19 protein-coding genes and 2 pseudogenes are annotated in these 20,544 nt (G+C 58.4%); 9 read left to right on the plus strand and 12 right to left on the minus strand.

Annotated features, from left to right (window positions below):
- Positions 1-60: 60 nt before the first annotated feature.
- The 4 genes from JZX87_RS23105 to JZX87_RS23120 form a co-directional block, all read right to left on the minus strand.
- Positions 61-882: an inositol monophosphatase family protein gene (locus JZX87_RS23105; protein WP_206828239.1), complete on the minus strand. Its 822-nt coding sequence runs from the start codon at positions 880-882 to the stop codon at positions 61-63.
- 10 nt (positions 883-892) lie between these two features.
- Complete coding sequence (locus JZX87_RS23110; RefSeq protein WP_206828241.1) at positions 893-1,951, minus strand: ABC transporter ATP-binding protein; 1,059 nt, start codon at positions 1,949-1,951, stop codon at positions 893-895.
- Positions 1,948-4,179, minus strand: a complete 2,232-nt coding sequence (locus tag JZX87_RS23115) for an ABC transporter permease (protein WP_206828243.1) — start codon at positions 4,177-4,179, stop codon at positions 1,948-1,950. The genes JZX87_RS23110 and JZX87_RS23115 overlap by 4 nt, the downstream gene beginning before the upstream one ends.
- A 79-nt stretch (positions 4,180-4,258) precedes the next feature.
- Positions 4,259-5,284 (minus strand): ABC transporter substrate-binding protein, encoded by a 1,026-nt coding sequence (locus JZX87_RS23120; protein ID WP_206828245.1) that lies wholly within the window; start codon positions 5,282-5,284, stop codon positions 4,259-4,261.
- A gap of 195 nt (positions 5,285-5,479) precedes the next feature.
- Here JZX87_RS23120 and JZX87_RS23125 point away from each other — a divergent pair, with 195 nt between their 5' ends.
- Positions 5,480-6,481 (plus strand): LacI family DNA-binding transcriptional regulator, encoded by a 1,002-nt coding sequence (locus tag JZX87_RS23125; protein WP_206828319.1) that lies wholly within the window; start codon positions 5,480-5,482, stop codon positions 6,479-6,481.
- 298 nt (positions 6,482-6,779) lie between these two features.
- Positions 6,780-7,267: pseudogene (locus JZX87_RS31470) on the plus strand (MgtC/SapB family protein).
- 42 nt (positions 7,268-7,309) lie between these two features.
- Here the strand turns inward: JZX87_RS31470 and JZX87_RS23130 are convergent.
- The 4 genes from JZX87_RS23130 to JZX87_RS23145 form a co-directional block, all read right to left on the minus strand.
- Positions 7,310-7,606, minus strand: a complete 297-nt coding sequence (locus tag JZX87_RS23130) for a PRC-barrel domain-containing protein (RefSeq protein ID WP_206828246.1) — start codon at positions 7,604-7,606, stop codon at positions 7,310-7,312.
- Between the two features lie 127 nt (positions 7,607-7,733).
- Positions 7,734-7,934 (minus strand): DUF2934 domain-containing protein, encoded by a 201-nt coding sequence (locus tag JZX87_RS31860; protein ID WP_353654248.1) that lies wholly within the window; start codon positions 7,932-7,934, stop codon positions 7,734-7,736.
- A gap of 596 nt (positions 7,935-8,530) precedes the next feature.
- Positions 8,531-10,081 (minus strand): PQQ-dependent sugar dehydrogenase, encoded by a 1,551-nt coding sequence (locus JZX87_RS23140; protein WP_183687086.1) that lies wholly within the window; start codon positions 10,079-10,081, stop codon positions 8,531-8,533.
- Between the two features lies 1 nt (position 10,082).
- Positions 10,083-10,523: a DUF2231 domain-containing protein gene (locus JZX87_RS23145; protein WP_148148359.1), complete on the minus strand. Its 441-nt coding sequence runs from the start codon at positions 10,521-10,523 to the stop codon at positions 10,083-10,085.
- Positions 10,524-10,781: 258 nt separating this feature from the next.
- Between JZX87_RS23145 and coxB the strand changes: the two genes are divergently transcribed.
- The 5 genes from coxB to JZX87_RS23170 are packed head-to-tail and all read left to right on the plus strand — an operon-like array spanning position 10,782 to position 16,357.
- Entirely contained in the window at positions 10,782-11,759 is a 978-nt protein-coding gene (coxB, locus tag JZX87_RS23150; RefSeq protein WP_286195014.1) for a cytochrome c oxidase subunit II, read from the plus strand.
- Positions 11,759-14,272: a cytochrome c oxidase subunit I gene (gene ctaD / locus JZX87_RS23155; protein ID WP_148148361.1), complete on the plus strand. Its 2,514-nt coding sequence runs from the start codon at positions 11,759-11,761 to the stop codon at positions 14,270-14,272. Before coxB ends, ctaD begins: the two co-directional genes overlap by 1 nt.
- The gene (locus JZX87_RS23160) at positions 14,269-14,652 is read left to right on the plus strand and encodes a hypothetical protein (RefSeq protein ID WP_148148362.1); all 384 of its coding nucleotides are present in this window, start codon (positions 14,269-14,271) and stop codon (positions 14,650-14,652) included. The genes ctaD and JZX87_RS23160 overlap by 4 nt, the downstream gene beginning before the upstream one ends.
- Positions 14,649-15,290: a cytochrome c oxidase assembly protein gene (locus JZX87_RS23165; RefSeq protein WP_210349100.1), complete on the plus strand. Its 642-nt coding sequence runs from the start codon at positions 14,649-14,651 to the stop codon at positions 15,288-15,290. The genes JZX87_RS23160 and JZX87_RS23165 overlap by 4 nt, the downstream gene beginning before the upstream one ends.
- Complete coding sequence (locus JZX87_RS23170; RefSeq protein ID WP_206828251.1) at positions 15,290-16,357, plus strand: c-type cytochrome; 1,068 nt, start codon at positions 15,290-15,292, stop codon at positions 16,355-16,357. The genes JZX87_RS23165 and JZX87_RS23170 overlap by 1 nt, the downstream gene beginning before the upstream one ends.
- Positions 16,358-16,416: 59 nt before the next feature.
- On the opposite strand, the gene JZX87_RS23175 is transcribed toward JZX87_RS23170, so the two are convergent.
- A complete protein-coding gene (locus JZX87_RS23175) occupies positions 16,417-16,668 on the minus strand; it encodes a YMGG-like glycine zipper-containing protein (RefSeq protein WP_148148365.1) in 252 nt (83 codons plus the stop codon).
- A gap of 60 nt (positions 16,669-16,728) precedes the next feature.
- The gene (gene poxB / locus JZX87_RS23180; RefSeq protein ID WP_148148366.1) at positions 16,729-18,456 is read right to left on the minus strand and encodes a ubiquinone-dependent pyruvate dehydrogenase; all 1,728 of its coding nucleotides are present in this window, start codon (positions 18,454-18,456) and stop codon (positions 16,729-16,731) included.
- A 249-nt stretch (positions 18,457-18,705) separates the two neighbouring features.
- On the opposite strand from poxB, the gene JZX87_RS23185 reads away from it, so the two are divergent.
- Positions 18,706-18,987, plus strand: a complete 282-nt coding sequence (locus JZX87_RS23185) for a hypothetical protein (RefSeq protein ID WP_206828252.1) — start codon at positions 18,706-18,708, stop codon at positions 18,985-18,987.
- Positions 18,988-18,993: 6 nt separating this feature from the next.
- Positions 18,994-19,520: pseudogene (locus tag JZX87_RS31475) on the plus strand (DNA polymerase ligase N-terminal domain-containing protein); the annotation flags it as partial.
- A 115-nt stretch (positions 19,521-19,635) separates the two neighbouring features.
- Here the strand turns inward: JZX87_RS31475 and JZX87_RS23195 are convergent.
- Positions 19,636-19,974, minus strand: coding sequence for a slr1659 superfamily regulator (locus JZX87_RS23195; RefSeq protein ID WP_206828253.1), 339 nt, complete (start codon positions 19,972-19,974; stop codon positions 19,636-19,638).
- Between the two features lie 7 nt (positions 19,975-19,981).
- Positions 19,982-20,542 carry a slr1658 superfamily regulator gene (locus JZX87_RS23200; protein WP_206828254.1) on the minus strand — a complete coding sequence of 187 codons (561 nt, stop codon included), beginning with the start codon at positions 20,540-20,542 and terminating at the stop codon, positions 19,982-19,984.
- Between the last annotated feature and the right edge of the window lie 2 nt (positions 20,543-20,544).

The following is a 20,544-nucleotide window of genomic DNA, read 5'->3' on the forward strand; positions in this document are numbered from 1 at the left end:
GGTATTTCCGGAACCCTCCCCGGTCCCGTCATTTGCAGCGTATATTCACATGGTGCGCGATCAGGCGGCGGCAACGCCATCCGAGCCGATGCCGGCGATCCGACATAGGTCCTCAATCGCGCCTGGACCGGCTGCCAGAACCGGCGCGCCTTTCGTCAGCCTTTCGCCTTCGCTTGGAAATGGCAGGAACCAGCCGCCGGCTTCGCGCACGAGGCAGTAGCCGCCGAGACAATCCCAAGCATGCATATAGGGCTCGTAGTAGCCCACGAGACGACCGGCCGCGACATACGCAATCATTAACGCGCCCGAGCCGAGCCGCACGAAATTGCCGCCGCCTGCCAGCAGATCCTCGACGATCTTCCCGACCGATGCCGGCGTCACATGATGGTTGGCGCCGATGCCGGTCACGGCGTTACGGATCGTTTTGGTGCTCTCGAGCTCCAGCTGCCTACCGTTCAACGTCGCGCCCATGCCGGAAGCGCCCGAATAAAGCTCGTCATGGCAGGGGACATGGATGACGCCGATCACGGGCTCGCCATTATAGAGAACGGCGATCGAGACGCACCAGTTGGGCATCCCGTGTACGAAAGGACTGGTGCCGTCGATTGGATCGACCACCCAGGTATAACCGCTATCGCCAACGGTCAGCCCGTATTCCTCGCCGAGAAAACCATCGGCGGGAAAGGCCTCCCCCGTTCTTTCCCGGATCAGGTTCTCGACGTTGCGATCAGCGATCGACACCACATCCTGCGGGTCGCCCTTGATCTCTATGACCAGCGTATCGCGCCGCTGATAATAACCGAGCGCCAGCTTGCCGGCTTCGACGGCGATGGTTTCCGCCAGCTTGTGGCGTTTGACGATCTCGTCCTGTTCCGATGTCATGGGGCGTTCCTCACTGCGCGATAATGGCGATGCCACGGTTTTTCAAGCCGATGGCGACGCGCGTTCCAGGGGCAAGCGGGCGGTCGACCGACGGGTCCACGATAAACAGGGTCCCGCCGCTCGTTTCCGCCTCGTATTCGATATGATCGCCGAGATAGGCCGCATGGCTGATCCGCCCCGGAAAGGCAGCCGTTTCCGCCGGTTCCAGCGTGATGGCACTGGGGCGCACGGCAAGCTGGCTCTTGCCGGTTCTTCCTCCGCGCGCCGGCACGACATGTTGGAGGCCTCCAATGCTGATCGTTGCCTCGTTGCCGCTGATATCGATGATCTCGCAGGGTACAACGTTCGCTTCGCCAATAAAATCGGCAATGAAAGGCGAGGCCGGGGCTTCATAAAGCTCGCGGGGTGATCCCTGCTGGGCGATCTCGCCGTCCTTCATGACGATGATCCGGTCCGATACGGCCAATGCCTCGTCCTGGTCGTGGGTGACGTAGACGGCTGTGAATTGCAGGCGTTGTTGAAGCTCGCGGATTTCCGTGCGTACCCGGCGGCGAAGGCGGGCGTCGAGATTGGAAAGCGGCTCGTCGAGAAGCAGGACCTGCGGTTCGAGAACCAGCGCGCGGGCAACCGCCACGCGTTGCTGCTGGCCCCCGGACAATTCTGCCGGAAGCCGGCCGCCCATGCCGGCAAGGCCGACGAGTTCGAGCCCGTGTTCCGCCTTCTGTCGCGCATCCTTTTTCGAAAGACCGGTGGATTCCAGGCCATACGCGACATTGTCTAGCGAGTTCATATGCGGAAACAGTGCATATGACTGGAACACCATCGAGACGTCGCGCTCGTTGGCCGGCAGCATGGTCACATCCTTGCCGCCGATCAGGATGCGGCCCGAGGTCGGGTGTTCCAGACCTGCGAGCATGCGCAGCGTCGTCGTCTTGCCGCAGCCGGAAGGGCCGAGCAGCGTCACCAGCGTACCGGGCTGAACCGTCAGCGACAGGTCATGGATGGCCGTGAAGGAACCGAAGGATTTGCGAACATTCTGGAACGTGACCGAACCGGCATTTTTGCTCATGCGGTTTTCTCCTTGGCCTGAGCAGTCGGAAGGCGGACGCGGGACGCCGAAATGCGGTTCTCGCGTCGCAATCGCCGCTCGCCGACCAGAAGCTGGAACCCTGTGATGACGGTGATCATCACCACGATCAGCATGGAGGAATAGGCGATGGCGACGCCGTATTCGCCGTTTTCCACCAGCCCGACGATATAGGATGTCGCCATGTTGTACTGGGCGCTGACGAGGAACACGACGGCGCTGATCGAGGTGATGGCGCGCACGAAGGAATAGACCAGTGCGGCCGTGATGGCGGGACGCAAAAGCGGCAGGATGACCTTGCGGGCGGTGCGGAAACTGGTGGCGCGCAGGGTCATCGAGGCTTCGTCGAGGCTCTTGTCGAGTTGGCTCATCGCTGCGATGCCGCCGCGCACGCCGACCGGCATGTTACGGAACACGAAGCAGGCGATTAGGATCACTGCCGTCCCGGTCATTTCCAGCGGCGGGAGGTTGAAGGCCATGATGTAGCTGATGCCGATGACCGTGCCGGGAATGGCAAAACTCATCATTAGCGCAAATTCGAACAGTTCGCGCCCGGCGAATTTCTGCCGTATGATCACGTAAGCCGTGGCAAGGCCGACGATCGCTGTCAGCGGGGCGGCGATCAACGCTATTTCCATCGTCGTCCAGAACGAGTTCCAGGCGACGCCGGTCCAGACCAGCGAGCGATCGCGAAAGGTGATGGAAAAGGCCTTGGCGTAATGCGCGAGCGTCAGGCTGTTGTCGAGACCCCAGGTTTTGACGAAACCGCCGAACAGGATCATGCCGTAAACGACGAGCGTGAAGATCATCCACAGAATAACCACGGCATGTACGCCGATCGACAGGAGCCGGGGCAGGGCGATATGGGCGCCGCTATCGCCCTTGCCGGTTACGGTGGCAAAATTCTTGCCCGACAGCCAGATGCGTTGGGCGAGGAAGGCCGACAGCGTGAAACCGAGCAGGATCATGGCGAGCACGGCCGCACGGGCCGGATCGTTCTGCGATCCGACGACGGCAAAGAAGATTTCAGTCGACAACACGCCGTGGCTGCCGCCAAGCACGAGCGGATTGCCGAAATCAGCCATGCTTTCGATGAAGCCAATCAGGAATGCGTTGGCGAGACCGGGTTTCATCAGCGGCAAGGACACTCGCCAGAAGGTGCGCCAGCGATCGGCCCGCAATGTTTGCGAAGCCTCCTCCATCGACGGGCTGACGCCCTCGACCACGCCGATCAGCACCAGAAACGAAATCGGCGTGAATGACAGAACCTGTGCGATCCAGATGCCGGTCAGGCCATAAAGCCAGCGGCTCGGTTCGATGCCGAATGTCGAAGACAGACCCTGCGTGACGATGCCGGCACGGCCGAAGAGGAGGGTGAGGGCAAGGCCGATGACGAAGGGCGGCGTGATGATCGGCAGAATGGTCAGAAGCCGAAGGCCCTTCTTAAAGGGAAAGCGCGTGCGGGTGGCGACAAGCGCGAAGGCAAGGCCAAGTGCTGTCGAACCCGCCGCCGTCATGATGGCCAGAAACAGCGTGCGCCATGCCACGCCGCAACGCGCGCCGCCAAGGACGCAATCGAGGCTCCAGATCGATGGATCGACAATGTTGCGGGAAAAACCGTCGAAACTCACCGAGCCGTCGAAATCCTGAAAGGCACCGATGAACATCGAACCGATCGGATAAAACACGAAGACGGCGACGAGGAAGACCAGCATGGAAATGGTGGCGACCACGAAGGCATCACCGCGCATGACGCCCCGTTCGGCAAGGCCGAAGGCAAACATCAGCACGAAGCAGATGGCGGAAAGAACTGCACCCGCTCCCATCGACGGTTGGCCGTCGGCAAGCGGACCAAAGACCGTTTCGCTAATTGTCCAGGTGAAACCGGTGGCCCCGATCGCCAGACCCTGCAGGGCAAGCAAGGCGACGCCGAAACCACCGGCAAGGGCAAGCATTTTGCCACGCCGCATTGGATCGACAATGAACCGCGCTGCAAGCGCCAATCCGTAAGCTGGAAGGACCGCGATCAACCAGACACGGCCATGCAGAAAAATCTGCAGGAAACCGGGTGCTGCCGCAGGCTCTCCGGGGAAATCGGAAAGCCAGGTAAACGCATAAAACCCCTGTTCGATTCGATACCAGGGAAGGAGCAGCATCGCGGCAGCGCCAAGCGCCAGCACGATATCCAGTCTGCGATTGCGATTGTTCATGGTTCGATGCGACCTCATCAAAGGACAAGTCGATCATGCCGCGCCCCTTTCAGCCGAAGCGCGGCAGAGACAAATGGGATCAGTTGGCGTTGGCGCCGATTTCCTTGTCCCAGCGTTCGAGCAGCTTTTTGCGCTCGGTCGGATCGCCATAGGTCTTGAAGTCGTAATCGATCAGCTTGATGTCTTCGAAGCGCGGCGATTCCTTCGGGACCTCGGCCGTCTTGTTGGACGGAAGCTGGAAGGATTTTGCGTCCTTCATGTGAGATTGCACCTGCGCCGTCAGCGCCCAGTCATACCACTTTTTGGCATTGTCCAGATTGCGTGCACCCTTGATGATCGACATGGAACCGATCTCGTAGCCGGTCCCCTCGCAGGGCGCAATCGACTTGACCGGAAAGCCCTCGACCGTCTGGGCCACTGCATCATGCATGAATACGATGCCGAGACCGGTTTCTCCGCGGGCTGCCGCCTTCACCGGTGCAGAGCCGGATTTCGTGTATTGCGAGACATTGGCATTGAGCTGTTTCAGGTAATCGAACGCCTTGTCCTCGCCCATAATCTGCACGAGCGATGCGAGCGCCGTGTAGGCCGTGCCGGAGGAATTCGGGTTGGCCATCTGGATCTCGCCCTTCAGCGAAGGGTCGAGAAGGTCGGCCCAGCATTTGGGCTCCTTGTAGTTCTTCTGCTTGAAGAGATCGGTGTTGTAACCCCAGCCGAGCGCACCGGCATAAACGCCGACGGTCTTGTAGCCGGAGCTTTCCGCCTGCTTCTTTGCCCAGTCCTGCAGTTCATCGAGATGCGGCGACTTGTATTCCTGCGACAGTCCTTCCGACGCGGCCTGAAGATGCGGGTCGCCGGTGCCGGCCCACCAGATGTCGGTTTTCGGGTTGCGGGCCTCGGCGCGGACCTTCGCATAGGTTTCGCCAGACGACAGGCGCACCATGTTGACCTTGATGCCGGTGTCCTTTTCGAACATCTGCTGCATCATTTCGCAGATCACCACATCGGCGGAACATATGAGATTGAGGTCTCCGGCAGCCTTCGATGCCGGTGCATTCATCAAAAGGCAGGCAGCCGCGACCGATGCCATCAAAGCAAGACGCATAATAATCCTCCCAGATTTCTGGATGACGCCTCCACATCATCCCGCTCTTGCAAGCGTGTGCAATGGTTCCACGCATATCTGTGGATTGTCAATAAGAAATACTGCATAAAATGCGCTTTAATACGCGCCATGCGTCACGAAATTGTTGCACGCGATTGCAAAAAGAGGCAGAAAAATTTGCGGGAGAAAGCAGACGTGAACCAGAAGATCTTCGTGAGCGCCAAGGAAGTGGCGGATCGTGCCGGCGTGTCGCGTTCGGCCGTCTCGCGCACGTTCACGCCTGGAGCGAGTGTTTCGGAGGAAACGCGGCGACGTGTGATTGAGGCTGCGGAGGCCTTGGGCTATCACGTCAATCACCTCGCTCGAGGGCTGATGCGCAACGAAAGTGGCCTTGTCTGTCTCATCGTCTCTGAGATGGACACGCCTTATCGATCAAGCCTCATTCGGGCGATTTCCCATCAATTGCAAGCCGTCTCCAAGATCGCCATGCTGATCAACACGGATCGTTCCGATAAAAGCGTCGATGATGCGCTCAGGCTGGCGATCAGCTATCGCGCCGATGCGTCCATCATTCTCTCCGGAATGCCGGACAAATCGATCACCGACCTTTGTGTGAAAAGCGGTCAGCGGCTTGTGCTTATCAATCGCGACGAGGAGCGCGAAGGGGCGCTGATGATCAATCTAAATGACCGGGAGGCCGCACACCGCGCATTTATCGCGTTTCAGCGCGCCGGGTGTCGCCGTGTTGCCTTCGCGAATTCTGATGTCGGAACACCAAGTCTAATGGCTCGTGAGGAAGGGTTTGTTGCTGCCGCGATCGAAGCCGGCGTTGAGGTCATCGTAGAGCGTTTCGGTCCGACCCGTTATCAGAGCGGCGTTATTCTGGCGCAACGCCTTCTCACGCGAGAAGCGCGCCCGGATGCGATCTTCTGCGCCAACGATCTTCTTGCCTGCGGTGTTATGGATACCGCCCGTCACCAGTTTAAACTCACTGTGCCTGACGACATTTGTGTAATTGGTTTCGATTACATCGAGCAGTGCTCATGGTCGTCTTATGATCTGACGACATTCGCACAACCCGTCGACCAAATAGCGAAGGAGGCGGTCTCGTGGCTTACGCATCCAGCCAAAACGGATAGCATTGCTTCCCAGATTTCCCCGGAACTGGTCTGGCGCGGGTCTGTGCGCGGTGGTTAGAGAATTGTCCTTCAACCGCACAGCTAAATTATCCGCATACCTAAAAACCAAAATCAAGCAAACTGCGTGAAGATCAACGATATTAGTTCGTCTCGAATGCGTTATCCTTTCCGAATAGCTTCGCTTTGTGTCGACATGCCCATTGCTGTCCTTCAATCCTCCGGCCCAAACTTCTCGATAGCCATGCGGGGGCTCCTCACTATAGTCGAGCCACTTTTATGAACATTTCTGATTGATCGTACGCTTACAACATCTGCGACCCGCGGAGTCGGTCGCTTTGTTACAGAGATGGATTGCAATGATCGTTTCGGTTCAGGGCCACAGGCTAGAACTCGATTCTATGCCTCATCTGCGGCACTGGTTTTTGCTCATCCGCTCGCTCTGCCTATCGGTTGGGATCGAACGCGTGAGGAACGAAGTGCAGGTTTGTGAACATTCCACTGGTGGCGATCGCGGCCTGTGGCTTCATTCAAGTGGCTGAGACGGTGACGGCCGGTAACGCTGAGGCAACTGCGCGCATAGTCGAGGGACTTGTCAAAGGTGTCGGGTTTATCGCCGGTGGCGCGATCCTGATCGGAAAAGCGAACCCGAGGGACAGCGGCTGTTGCGAGTTTACGGGCTACCGGCGCAATTGGCGCCCCTGTCGGGCTCGGTGCCTTCGATACTGCTATTGTTCTATCGGTCACGACATTTGCCACTTTGATAATTAGGGCTAATTTCAAGTCTTCCGAAAGCGAAGGCGGCAGGACCGACCGAGCGAAATTTTGCACTTGGGAAAGAATGTAGAAAAAGCCCGGCTTTGGAGCCGGGCCTGCATGTGGATGTCAGTCAGTGATGATGCTCAGGCATTTCTTTGAGCTGATCCTTCGTCCATGCAGTCACGGCATGGACGTCGCCATCCTGATCGCGCATGAACTGAAGATCCGTCAGCGGAACAGCGACAGGTTTTGCGCCGATCCCAAGGAAACCGCCGACATCAATGACTGCAGAACTGCCGGGACCTGTCCCATGGATATGGTCGACCTTTCCGACCTTATGGTCGTCCGCGCCATATATGGTTGCACCTTCGAGAACAGCTGGTGTCAGTTCCGCTGGGTTCAGGCGAACGTGATTGGTGTGGTCCATGTCGTTTCCTCCGTGCGTTTTGTTTGCGGGGAAAGAACCACGAATTCGCTGGTTTGTTCCTGGGCTATTTGCGATGGTCATTACAAAAAAATCCTTTTGAATCAAATCGGGTCATGCCGCAATTCGTCTAGTCCACGTTGCCGGGACGCGGCTTCACGCAAAGCGGGCATGATGTCGCGCTGGCGTGCTGCCAATGCTTTTTGTCCTGTCCGTCCGGACGACCAGCTTGCTCCCAAATCTCATATGCCCGTCTGGCGATCCACCCTGTCTTTCCGCCATAGATATCCGCTAGGTCATCGATAGGATTAAACTTGTGCGATTGAATCATTCCGATCAATGTCCGGTACCCTCCCTAGCCGCCTCGAGCCGACGCTTGTCCTTTATGGTTTAGTGGTATTTCCGGAGGGCGCGTTGCTTTGTGAAGATCCGCCAGTGCCGCTTTCGGCATGCGGCGTCCGATCGACCAAGGTGGGCGTCGAGGTCTCGCTCGGGCTTGCCGCGGATTTTGGAGTGGTGTCACCGGCGGGCGGTGTAGCAGTCTGCTCGGTGGGAGCATCGGTTGCTTCCCCCCAAAACTCAGCACCAACCCAAGCGACCGCTGCGAGGCAAAGGCCAACACATAGCACGATCAACACAGGTTTTCCTGTCCGCCCCTGACGCGCATCCGTCGCATTTTCAACGACCTTCCGATCCGTCATTTCATTTCCTCCCATTGAGGAGGAGTAAACCTAGTAGACTGGAAAGTGTTCCGCTCTGGTCTGCGGGGCGGCGCGGATGGAGTAGTGCGCGCCGGGCTACGATCATGGGCTGCGATGGGGCTTCAACGATTCGACAATACCGACCCACCGCCAGAACGAAAATCCGCGTGTGCTACCCGTGAGCTCTGAAGTATGAGCAGCAATGAGCTCCACATCTGACCGGCCGCTATGGCCCTGTCGCAGGCGCGATCTGCATCTGGGCGGGGCGCAGTTTTTCAGGTGCGCCGGACATCGCCTCCTGTCCCGTCAGTCGCTCCTGCGATGTCTGCGGCGTACCTGTATTAGTTTCGATCGCCGAAGCCGTATCAGTAATGCGATCGGTCCTCAATTTTGTGGAGCCTTGAACGTTCGTAGGGACAACGTCAGTCCCTCTCGTTTGCGGAATGACGGTTCCGTCCGAAGACGCGACACGCCAGACGGTATTACCTGCGTCATCGGCCACGAGCAGCGCGCCGGTGCCATCGACACCCAGGCCGACGGGACGACCGCGAGCCTGCTCGCCATTGATGAAACCTGTGACGACATCCTGCGTCTTGCCCGATGGCTTGCCGTTCTCAAACGGAATGTAGACGACTTTATAGCCGTTGAAGTTGTCGCGGTTCCAGCTGCCACGGTTGCCGACAAACGCTCCGTTTGCATAGGCTTGCGGCATGGCCGAGCCTTCGGTGAAGGCCATGCCGAGCGCGGCCACATGGCTCGACAGCGCATAGTCAGGCTTGATTGCTTTTTCGACCATGTCGGGACGTGGGGGATAAACGCGCGGATCCACGTGATCGCCATAGTAGCTCCATGGCCAGCCATAAAAGCCGCCATCCTTAACCGATGTCATATAGTCCGGCACAAGGTTGGGGCCGAGCTCGTCCCGCTCGTTGACCACTGTCCAGAGTTCGCCGGTTTGCGGATGGAATGTCAGCCCGTTCGGATTGCGCAGGCCGGAGGCGAAGACGCGTGCGGCACCCGTCTGTCGGTCGACCTGCCAGATTGCGGCCCGGCCCTTTTCTGCCTCAAGCCCGTTTTCGGCGACATTCGAATTCGAACCGACGGAGACATAGAGCATGCGACCATCCGGGCTCAGCGCCATATCCTTGGTCCAGTGATGGTTCAACGGACCACCGGGAAGTGGGGTCAGAGTTTTCGGCGCTTCGCTGATCTGGTTCTGGCCGAGTTCATAAGGATAGACGAGAACGGCGCTGGCGGACGCCACATAGAGCGTGTTGTCGGCCCATGCGAGGCCAAAGGGAGAATCGACGCCGGTCAGAAGATCATGACGTTCGTCTACCGCTCCATCGCGATTGCTATCGCGCAGCAGGGTGATGAGGTTGGTTTCCTTCTGCTCGCCGCCACCGCCGGAAGCCATCGCCATGATCCAGCCGCGGATGAAATCCTTTGGACGACTGAGCGGCTTTCCCTCCGGCGCCTTAGACTGCACAACCAGCACATCGCCATTCGGCAGCGTGTGAACCGTGCGTGGGTTGGCGAGGTCTTTGGCGTAGGCTGTCACCTTGAGGCCTTCCGGAACTAACGGCGTTTCGCCATCCTTCCAGCCGATGACCTTGGCCACCTTGAGGTCCGGCAGCAATTCCTGCTGCGGTTCCGGCAGGACCGGGTCAGGCCCGATCTGCTGGGACGCATCGACTGCCGCAGTTTGCGCCATTGCAATGCCTGCGAGGCAGGCGGTTAAAGCAAGGACGGACACGCCAGGAAAGAACGATTTCATCTCAGACCCTCCAGGCCAGTCTTGCGTATTTTCTTGCTGACGTGACGGCAGCGAAAACGGTGAGCACGAATGTTGCCGTCGAGATCGCAAAGCCAAACGGAATGACGGCCGTCCAGCCGTCACGGGCATGAACGAAGCTGTTGACGAAGGCGAGCAACAGGATCGCAATGTAAAGCAGAATGGCCATGAAGCCGGGGCGAAGGGGCCTTGTGCGCCGCCGGAGAATGTCGACTACGCCCGCCAGAAGGCCGATTGCCCCAAAAAAAAGTCCGGCAAACAGAAGCCATGAGGCGAAAGTCAACCAGATCAGGTTACCACCGCTTTGCCAGTAGGCGATGTCTGCTCCTAGCGTGAGCGTGAAGCAGACGAGGGGGAAAGGGACAAAGAGCGACTGCAAAGGGTATGCCGCGGAATCGCGGTTTGGCGAGGAAAGGACGGCCATCTGTCACTCCGTGGCACAGGTGAGCTTGTGTCAATCAACCGCATCACGGCGTGAATTGTTCCCGTATAGGTACGGTCCCGAACTCCATCGGCTCACGACTGATGTCGCCAAGGACAGACGAGCAGGAAAATGACAGTTACTTGGAACAATGAGGTTCCGCCACCGTTTCGCATCGAATGTTCAGATACAGAGGGGCGGTTCTGAATGCCAGATGGCGGGGTGACAGGCCTATTCCAACCGATACCGTCGCAAAGGCATTTGTCGCGGCTCTGTCCCGGCCTCGTCGCACTGCTCGTCCTCCCGCTCCCATCCTGCTCCGGGAATCACTCCGCACTCGACCCCGCCGGCCCGGAGGCTGCAAACATCGCGCAGCTTTTCTTCCTCATGCTGGTCGGCGCCGTAGTCATCTGGCTAGGGCTTGTCGCTTCCATCATCTACGCCTCTCGGAAAAAGCGGGAGCACAGTGAAGAAAGCGCCGGTCGGGTAATCCTTTGGGGCGGGGCAGTCATCCCGACAATCATCCTCTGCGCGCTCCTCTCTTACGGCATGTGGCTCATGCCGGCGATCCGGCCATGGGTGCCTGACGATCATCAGGTGCGGCGCATCGAAGTCACCGGCGAACAGTTCTGGTGGCGGGTGCGCTATTTCGACGAGGCGGGCAAAACGATGTTCGAGACGGCCAATGAGGTGCGTATCCCCGTTGGCCAACCGGCGCATTTCTCGCTAAAGGCGGCGGACGTGATCCATTCCTTCTGGGTGCCGTCGCTCGGCGGAAAGATGGACATGATCCCCGGTCGCACCAATCCGCTGACGCTGACGGCCGACCGCGAAGGCACTTACCGCGGCGTCTGTGCAGAATTCTGCGGCGAGTCCCATGCGCTGATGGCTTTCACCGTGCGTGCGGTGGCACCCGATGAGCATGAAGCCTGGCTTGCCGAGCGAAGGGCCTCCAGCCCCCAGGATACCGAAGGGCTTGCGGTCTTCCTCAACAATGGCTGCGGGGCCTGTCACGCTATTTCCGGCACGGCCGCGAATGGTCGTATCGGTCCAGATCTCACCGCATTCGGAGAACGATCGACGCTTGCAGCCGGAACACTGCCCCATACTGTCGAGGACATCGCCCGCTTCGTCGCTTATCCAGGCGTGATCAAGCCGGGTGTGAAGATGCCGCATTTCGGCATGCTTCCCGAAGACGACATCAAGACAATCGCGGTCTTCTTGAAGGAGCTCAAGTGATGGTGGAGCTCGGCAATTTTTCGCCCGAGGAGAGGGCGGCGCAGGAGGAGCGGTTGCGCAAGGTGTGGAAGACGCCGGGCGGCTGGCGTTATTGGACCTCGGTCAACAATAGCGAGATCGGCCTCTGGTACGGCGTCACCGCCTTCGCCTTCATGTTGTTTGCCGGACTGCTGGGCCTGTTGATGCGCGCTCAGCTCGCAGTGCCGAACAACGATCTGATCTCCTCCGAGCTGTTCAACCAGGCCTTTACCCTGCACGGCACGGTGATGATGTTCCTCTTCGCGGTGCCGATCTTCGAGGCGATCGCGATCTTCCTACTGCCATCCATGCTGGGCGCACGCGAACTGCCGTTCCCGCGTCTTTCCGCCTTCGGCTACTGGAGCTTTCTGCTCGGCGGCATTTTTGTCTGCGGATCGATCTTCTTCAATGCGGCACCCAATGCCGGCTGGTTCATGTACCCGCCGCTCGCTACCGACAAGGAATATGCCGGCATCGGCGCCGATATCTGGCTGCTCGGCCTGTCCTTCATTGAAGTGGCCTCGATTGCTGCCGCCGTCGAGATCATCGTCGGCATCATGAAATGCCGTGCTCCGGGCATGCGCATCAACATGATGCCGATGTTCGCCTGGTATCTCCTGATCGTCGCCGGCATGATCCTCTTTGCCTTCCCGCCGCTGATTGCCGGGGACATTCTGTTCGAAATGGAGCGGATGTTCGACTGGCCGTTCTTCGATGTCGCGCGCGGGGGCGATCCACTCTTATGGCAGCACCTGTTCTGGATCTTTGGTCACCCGGAGGTCTACATCATCTTTCTGCCGGCCATTGCGCTGATGGCGATGATCGTGCCGACCTTCTCGCAACGGCCGATCGTCGGCTATTCGTGGATCGTGCTTGCGGCGGTCGGCACAGGTTTCCTAAGCTTCGGCCTATGGGTGCATCACATGTTCACCACCGGCCTGCCGCAGATATCGCTCGCCTTCTTTTCTGCTGCATCCGAGGCCGTGGCGATCCCGACCGGGGTGCAGATTTTCGTCTTCATCGCCACCATGCTGGCGGGCCGCGTGATCTTTTCCGTGCCGATGCTGTTCGGGGCAGGCGGTCTGGCGATCTTTACCATCGGCGGCCTGACCGGCGTTATGGTGGCGCTCGTACCCTTCGATTGGCAGGCACATGACACCTATTTCATTGTTGCGCACCTGCATTACGTGATCATTGGCGGGATGTTCTTCCCGATCGTCGCTGGCATCTACTATTATTTCCCCTTCGTCACCGGAAAGAAGCTTTCAGCTACCTGGGGCAAGACGGCCTTCTGGCTGATGTTCGTAGGCTTCAATGTAGGCTTCTTCCCGATGCATTTTTCCGGGTTACGCGGCATGCCACGCCGCGTCTTCACGTATCCGGAAGAGGTCGGCTGGGACCTGTTCAACATGATCTCGACGATTGGCGCTTTCGTCTTTGCTGCTGGGGTCATGACCTTCGTGATCGATATTTTTCGGCCGAAGCCCGAGACCATGGAGCGCAATCTCAACCCCTGGAACGCCGGCACGTTGGAATGGACCAATGATCCAAGTGAAAGTTGGGGTATGCGTTCGGTGCCGATCATCACCAGCCGCTATCCGCTATGGGAACAGCCGAACCTTCAGGCCGATATTGAAGCGGGACGCTACTATCTCCCGGACGCGAAGTCGGGCAAGCGCGAGACGCTTGTGACTTCCGTGCTTGATGCCGAGCCGATCCAATGCCTGCGCGTCGGCGGCCTCTCCTACGTGCCGATGGTGGCCGCCCTGGCACTCGGCGGCGTATTCATCGCGCTGACCTTCCACTGGTGGATCCCAACCATCATCTGCGCCATCATAACCTTCATCGCGATCATGGTCTGGCTCTGGACGGGGACGGCGCAGATCCCAGAAGCGGAAGAGGTGGATGTCGGCCTTGGACTGAAACTGCCGGTCTATGTCTCCGGACCAGCTTCGGTCGGCTGGTGGGCGATGTTCATCACCATGGTCGGCGACGGCACCGCCTTTGCCAGCCTGATCTTCGGCTATTTCTTCTACTGGACGGTGCATGTTGATTTTACCTCCGGTGCAGTAGGCCCAGGCGTATCTTGGCCTATGGCGGCGCTCGCCCTCTTCGTCGTCGCATGGCTCCTTACCATCGCGGCAAGGCAGCTGAACGAGAAGGGACCTGCTGGCTGCCGCATCGCGCTCGCCGCCGGCATGCTCGTCACCATCGCAGCCTGTCTCGCAGGGCTTGCCGGTCCCTATTTTCACGGCATGGATCCGACCTCCAACGTCTATCCTGCCACCGTCTGGATCATCGCCATCTGGACCGTCGCCCATGGGGCGGTCGGGGTAATCATGCAGGCCTATTGCCTTGTCGGCAGCCTTACCGGCCGCGTAACTGCGGTCTATGATCAGGATATCCGCAATGTGACGCTCTACTGGCATTTCATGGCCTTTACCGCCGTCGTCGCCTTCGCGGTGCTCGGCCTTTTCCCGATGGTGAGCGCATGAAGAGCGTCATCCCGCGCGAGGTGGAAAGCCTCTGGACCCTGTTTACCGCTCCGACCGTCTGGGCAGTGCACTTCGTTGGCTGTTATACGACCGTTGCCGTCTATTGCGCCAAAGCCTCATCCCTCGATTTCGGCTTCGAGACGGTAAGGCTGCTTCTGGCAGGCCTCACCATCCTCGCATTGGCAGTCATTGTGCTTTCCGCCTGGCTCGCCTGGCGGCAATGGGGCTTCGGCGTGCATGATCCACCACATGACGAACCGACGAAAAAAGGCCGTACCCTGTTTCAGGGCTATGCGACGCTGCTTCTTTCGGGCCTCAGCTTTGTCGCCGTCGTCTACGCCGCTATTCCTCTGATTTTCATCGCGGAGTGCCAGCGATGAAACGCGCTTCGCTCTATACCGGTTTGATCCTGCTCGTAGCGCTTTGGGGGTTGTTGCTACCCTTCGCCGACCGAGCCTCGTTCACCATCCACATGATCGCCCATATGGGCGTGGTTGCTGGTGTGGCCCCACTGGTCGCCATCAGCCTCTCGGGCACGCGCTTCGATTTCCCAGCACGCTGGCCGTGGTTTTCGCCGATCGTTGCTTCAATATTGGAACTCGCCGCTGTCTGGGTCTGGCATATCCCCGCCCTTCGGGCAGTTTCGGAAAGCTCACCATTCATCGCCGCACTTGAGCAGATTACTTTTCTCGTGGCAGGTCTGGCACTTTGGCTATCCTGTCTCGGTGGGCTTGAAGCGGGCAGGGACGGTCGACGCATGGCCGGAGCCATCGGCCTCCTATTCACCTCCATGCACATGACGCTGCTCGGCGCATTGCTGGCGCTGTCGCCGCGGGCACTTTATGGCTCAGGCGATGTGAGCTGTTTCGGTATCCCGCTCACCCCGATCGTCGATCAGCAGGCAGGCGGGGTCATCATGTTGCTGGTCGGAGCAGCGATCTATCTCGTTGGCGGCGTCTCGCTTCTGGCCACGATGCTCAATTCCGGCAGTCCGCAAGCATCGCGCAGGAGAGGCTGATGACCATTCGCTCGAAACACCTGATCGTGCTCGCCATCCTCGCGCCCCTGCTCGGCCTCGCCGTCGGTTGGTCCGGCCTGTTGAGCGTGCGCGCCTCAAGCGGCCATTGGGCCGTCACCGACTGGTTCCTGCATTGGGTGATGCGCAATTCGGTCTCGGCCAGAGCGGTTACAACCGGCGACGTGCCGCCGCTCAACGATCCTGGGCTTGTCCCGGGTGCCGCCGGCCATTACGAGACGGGATGTGCCGTTTGTCACGGTTCGCCGGCTCAACCGCGGCCGGATTCAGTGCTCGCTATGTTGCCCCCACCGCCGGACCTGACGGCCGTGGTACCTGGATGGACAGATGCCGAACTGTTCGAGATCGTCAAGCACGGTGTCCGTTTTACTGGCATGCCGGCATGGCCCATCCAGTCGCGAGACGACGAGGTCTGGTCGATTGTGGCGTTGCTTCGCAAACTGCCGGATATGGACGCGGAGGCCTATCTCCAGGCATCCGGCCTGCATGGGTTAGGTCATGCAGGCGAGGTCTCGCCTTTGCCGATCACTTGCGAAAGCTGCCACGCGGAAAGCAAACTCAATGACGGCAGCCTCGTTCCGCGGCTCGCCGGCCAGTCGGAAGCCTACCTTTTGAACGCGCTCAAAGCTTATGCCGGAAAGACGCGCCCAAGTGGCATTATGCAGGTGGCGGTCGGTACATTGTCCGTTGAGAGCCTGCCAGAACTGGCTGCCTACTATGCCAAGGAGGCTCCAGCGGCTCGTGCCGGTGCTGTTCATGATCCCATTTTGGTCGAGAAGGGTAGGGCACTCGCGGAGCAGGGACGTTATGCCGACAAGATCCCGGCGTGCCTGAGTTGCCATGATAAAGCAGATGCGAATCCGGCCTACCCAAAATTGTCCGGTCAAAACTCAGCCTATCTGCAAAATCAGTTGGCCTTATTTCGATCCGGTGGGCGCGGTGGCTCTCAATACCACCATCTGATGACCGGGTTTGCCAAGGAACTCACGGCCGATGATATTTCAGCTGTAGCAGCCTACTTCAGCGCCAGATTTATGAGAGATAAGTAGCAAAATTGGAATGGATAACGGTGGATGGGGTAGGAGACTATCCTACCCCTCACAAAGCATCAGCAGCGATCCACATACCTGTTACCGTTTCGATCGCGATAGTAGCAACGCCCTGGCTGGTCTGCGACATTGCCGATCAACGCGCCGGATACGCCGCCGACAGCCGCACCAACGGCTGCACCTCTGACATTGCCCGTAGCAACACCACCTATGACGGCACCACTCGCAGCACCGATGCCGGCGCCACGTTCTGTCGAAGAGCATGCGGTCAAAGCCAACGCTGCCAACAGCGGAATGATGATTTTATGCATTGAAGCCTCCTTGTGTACAAACAGCAAAACGCCGCGAGGTGTGATGCGTTCCGCCCATCTTTAGCGAGAGAAGAAGTTGGATCTTGCAACATCGATCAGTTCGTCTCCTCGACCACTCATCACCGCCTTGGCCGCCCAAAGGCTCATGCCCATTACCTGTGCCGCCTTGATTTTCGGAGGAATGGATAGCTCTTGCGGATTTGTGACAACATCCAGAAGCGCTGGGCCTGGATGGCGTAGAACAGCTTCAATGCCGCGTTCCAGTTCAGCGGGATCCTCGACACGGACAGCATGAATGCCGGCGGCACGCGCGACCGCTGCAAAGTCTGGGTTTTCAAGATCGGTTCCCGTCTCGATATATCCTGCCGCCTTCATCTCCATGGCAACGAAACCCAGAGACGAGTTATTGAAGACGATAACCTTCACGGGAAGATTTTCCTGTTTCAGCGTCAGAAAATCACCCATCAGCATGGTGAAGCCGCCGTCGCCGGACATGCTGATGACCTGCCTGTCTTTATCGGCAGCCTGCGCTCCAATCGCCTGCGGTAAAGCGTTAGCCATAGAGCCGTGAACAAGCGATCCAATCAGGCGTCGCTTTCCGTTCATTTTGAGATATCGTGCGGCCCAGACCGTGGGCGTTCCGACGTCAAAGGTGAAGATCGCGTCGTCCGATGCCTGTTCGCTCAGCAGCCTCGCAACATGTTGCGGATGAATTGTCCCTCCGGCTTTGCCGGTCGCGAGGTCATCCAGACCTTCACGCGCTTTCTCGTAGGCTGCAAGGCAGCGATCGAGGTGTTTTGTGTCCGTCTGCTCTCTAAGCTTTGGAAGTATTGCGCTAAGCGTCGACTTGACGTCACCGACGATCGCCAGGTCGAGCGGTGTTCGTCGGCCGAGGTTTTCGGGCCGGACGTCGATTTGCACGACCTTCGCATCGGCCGGATAAAATTGTCTGTAAGGGAAGTCGGTCCCGAGCATGATCAGCGTGTCACATTCAAGCATCGCCTTATAGCCGGACGAAAACCCGATCAGGCCGGTCATGCCCACGTCATACGGGTTATCCCATTCTATATGCTCTTTGCCACCAAGCGCATGGACGATTGGTGCCTTGAGGCGCGAGGCTATTGCTACGACCTCGTCATGCGCGCCTTGGCAGCCACGACCGCAAAGGAGAGTGATTTTTGAACTTTCGCTAAGCAGCGCTATCAAGGCGTTGACCTGATCACCGGCCGGGACCACGCTGGGCAAGGCCACTTTCAGAGCTGCCGGAGAGGAGATTTTCGTGGAAAAATCGGCAAGGGCGATATCGCCGGGGATAACGATCACCGAAACGCCGCGTTTGCCAACTGCCGCCCGAATGGCAGCCTCCATGACCCCAGGCAACTGCTCGGGTTGGCTGACGAGCTCGCAATAATGGCTGCACTCCCGAAAGAGCTGATCTGGATGCGTTTCCTGGAAATAGCCTCTCCCGATTTCCCCCGACGGTATCTGTGCTGCGATCGCCAGAACGGGGACACCCGACCGGTGGCAGTCAAACAACCCGTTGATCAGATGCAGGTTGCCCGGACCGCAGCTACCCGCGCAAACAGCGAGTTCGCCGGTGATATGAGCTTCCGCGCCAGCGGCAAAGGCTGCAGTCTCTTCGTGGCGAGTATGAACCCACTCGATATCACCTCGTTTGCGCAAGGATTCTGTCAGCCCATTCAGGCTATCGCCGACAACACCATAAATCCTTTTTACGCCGGCAGAGTACAGGATCTCGGTCATTACGTCGGCGGCTTTGGATTTCATGAGGATACTCCTTCGAAAAAATGGGTTCATGGCGGCTCCACTATCCCAAGTAGTCCCTATGGTGCCCATTCCAACCCTCGCGCAAAGCGTCAGTGTCGTTGTAAAACTGATTTCGAAGGTTTTGTACTTATGAGATGCCCATGAGCACCGTTGCAGCTGTTGCACACACTGGCTTAGCAGCGCAGTCGATGAATTTTTTCGTGATCGATTGGAACCTCACGTCAGCCAGCGCCTTGTCCAGACATGAGCGTGTCACCGAACAAAAACGAACACTGCAAAGCTGATCTCGAGGTACGAGATCAGATAATTCACGCGCTCTACCTCGGGCTCAAATCCGAGAGGGAGACGCGTGAAGCTCTTCTCGATGCGTCCCAAGCTGGTGCCGGACCTGAGGTTCTGGAAGCCATTGCATCCGATCCTATCCCTGTAATCGATGAGTTCGGACAGGAAGAGACGGTAAGGGTGCTCGTCGACCGGTTTATCGTTAGATCGGATATGAAGTCGATCGAGAATAGTGGCACTGGCAGGTGACACGTGATGCCCAACAAGGTTCCTGCCTATCAAGCGAAACGCGATTTTAAGAAGACCCAGGAGCCATCCGGCGATCTCGAGGTTAGGCCGCCCAACTTCCTTCGGGTCGTTATCCAGAAGCATGATGCCACTGGATTGCATCATGATCTGCGCCTGGAACTTGATGGTGTTTTTAAATCCTGCGCGGTGACCCGGGCCCGTCTCTCGACCCTGCTGACAAGCGGCCGGCCGTCGAGGTGGAAGATCAACCCCTAGACTACGGTGACTTTAAAGGCACGATCCCGAAGGGCGAATATGGCGGCGGTACCGTTATGCTACGGGATCGCGGTTACTGGGAGCCGAAAGGCGTCTCCCGACCGAGGCCGCCCTGCAGCGGGAACCACTCTGTGTCGAAGCAAGGTAGGCGCTCCAGCATGTCCCCACAGCCTGCCTTCTTGCCGCCGCAGCTCTGCAAATCCCAGGATCGGGCTCCATCCGGCTCCGGCTGGCTGCACGAGATCAAGTCCAAAGACTACCGCATCCAAATGCGCGTCTTTGGCGATGTCAGATAGGTGCGTCAAAGGTTCGATCTTCATCACGAGTTAACGATGAGGTCGGCTTGAGCTGATCATCTGTCGGTTTTAGAATCAAGAAATCCGCGGTGCTTGTTCAGGCGAGTTGCAGATCAAGTTGAGGATACAGCTTCTTGAGGTTCGGAAGCGACTTGGATTGCCAAGGGTAACGCGCCGTACCTTTCACGACCAGTCGCACGACGGCCAACGTGCGCGCTTCTATCGTGAGTTTTGCGAGCAGATTGATGCCCGAAGAGTTCAGGAATTCGAGACCGGTGAGATCGAATATCACGCGCTCATTATTTTCGTGAAGCGCCGCCGAGGCCAGCGAGTAGATCGGAGCGTAAGCCTCCGGCCCGGCCAGGCGCAAAACGCCGTCGAAAAAAACGGTTTCGTCTTCTGTCCAGATTCGAAAATTCTCGTACCTGATTTCCATCTGAAACTCACCCGTTTGAAGCCAGTGGTAATGTAAGCGAGGCGGTCGTCGTAAGCTTGATGCGGTCTCCGCCAAGGGGCTCGAATTCCCACGACATGCGCGCATCGTAGTCTGCCAGAAGCGTCAACAGACCTAGCCCCGAACCGGTGGCGTCGGAAGCTGCATTCGCCTCGATCTGCCCGATGAGAAGCTCGCTTGGATCAGCAGCGAGGATTTTCGTCAGGATATCCTGAAACCGCTGCGAAGTCTCGATATCAATGTCGTTGCTCACCCTCATTATGAAAACACCCGCGATCACACAGGCCTCGATCATGATCTTGCCGGGCTGGCGAAATTTTACCGCATTCTCGATCAGTTCGTTGCTCAGGTATCCGATGCTGTGATGGATATCGGCATGCAGCGTTTTCGATGCGGAAAACGGCAGAGCCATTGCATCGGCGATGAAGTCCGAGGTTAATCCCGAATGCCGCCATCCGAGCTCCAGCGGCCCGTCGATGAGCGTCAGGCTGGCCCCGGATAAGAAGCGCGCTTCGGTAAGATCGTAGATGCCCAAGATCGTCTTTGACATTG

The organism is Agrobacterium sp. Ap1 (genome assembly GCF_017313375.1).
Lineage (GTDB): Bacteria > Pseudomonadota > Alphaproteobacteria > Rhizobiales > Rhizobiaceae > Neorhizobium > Neorhizobium cellulosilyticum.

Bases quoted from the DNA above. Each gene is read 5' to 3' on its own strand.
- JZX87_RS23130 (WP_206828246.1), bottom strand. From the start codon at position 7,606: ATGGACCACACCAATCACGTTCGCCTGAACCCAGCGGAACTGACACCA.
- JZX87_RS23115 (WP_206828243.1), bottom strand. From the start codon at position 4,179: ATGAACAATCGCAATCGCAGACTGGATATCGTGCTGGCGCTTGGCGCT.
- JZX87_RS23165 (WP_210349100.1), top strand. From the start codon at position 14,649: ATGAAACGCGCTTCGCTCTATACCGGTTTGATCCTGCTCGTAGCGCTT.
- ctaD (WP_148148361.1), top strand. From the start codon at position 11,759: ATGGTGGAGCTCGGCAATTTTTCGCCCGAGGAGAGGGCGGCGCAGGAG.
- JZX87_RS23110 (WP_206828241.1), bottom strand. From the start codon at position 1,951: ATGAGCAAAAATGCCGGTTCGGTCACGTTCCAGAATGTTCGCAAATCC.
- JZX87_RS23170 (WP_206828251.1), top strand. From the start codon at position 15,290: ATGACCATTCGCTCGAAACACCTGATCGTGCTCGCCATCCTCGCGCCC.
- JZX87_RS23200 (WP_206828254.1), bottom strand. From the start codon at position 20,542: ATGTCAAAGACGATCTTGGGCATCTACGATCTTACCGAAGCGCGCTTC.
- JZX87_RS23120 (WP_206828245.1), bottom strand. From the start codon at position 5,284: ATGCGTCTTGCTTTGATGGCATCGGTCGCGGCTGCCTGCCTTTTGATG.
- JZX87_RS23195 (WP_206828253.1), bottom strand. From the start codon at position 19,974: ATGGAAATCAGGTACGAGAATTTTCGAATCTGGACAGAAGACGAAACC.
- JZX87_RS23105 (WP_206828239.1), bottom strand. From the start codon at position 882: ATGACATCGGAACAGGACGAGATCGTCAAACGCCACAAGCTGGCGGAA.
- JZX87_RS23175 (WP_148148365.1), bottom strand. From the start codon at position 16,668: ATGCATAAAATCATCATTCCGCTGTTGGCAGCGTTGGCTTTGACCGCA.
- poxB (WP_148148366.1), bottom strand. From the start codon at position 18,456: ATGAAATCCAAAGCCGCCGACGTAATGACCGAGATCCTGTACTCTGCC.
- JZX87_RS31860 (WP_353654248.1), bottom strand. From the start codon at position 7,934: ATGATTCAATCGCACAAGTTTAATCCTATCGATGACCTAGCGGATATC.
- JZX87_RS23145 (WP_148148359.1), bottom strand. From the start codon at position 10,523: ATGGCCGTCCTTTCCTCGCCAAACCGCGATTCCGCGGCATACCCTTTG.
- JZX87_RS23160 (WP_148148362.1), top strand. From the start codon at position 14,269: ATGAAGAGCGTCATCCCGCGCGAGGTGGAAAGCCTCTGGACCCTGTTT.
- JZX87_RS23140 (WP_183687086.1), bottom strand. From the start codon at position 10,081: ATGAAATCGTTCTTTCCTGGCGTGTCCGTCCTTGCTTTAACCGCCTGC.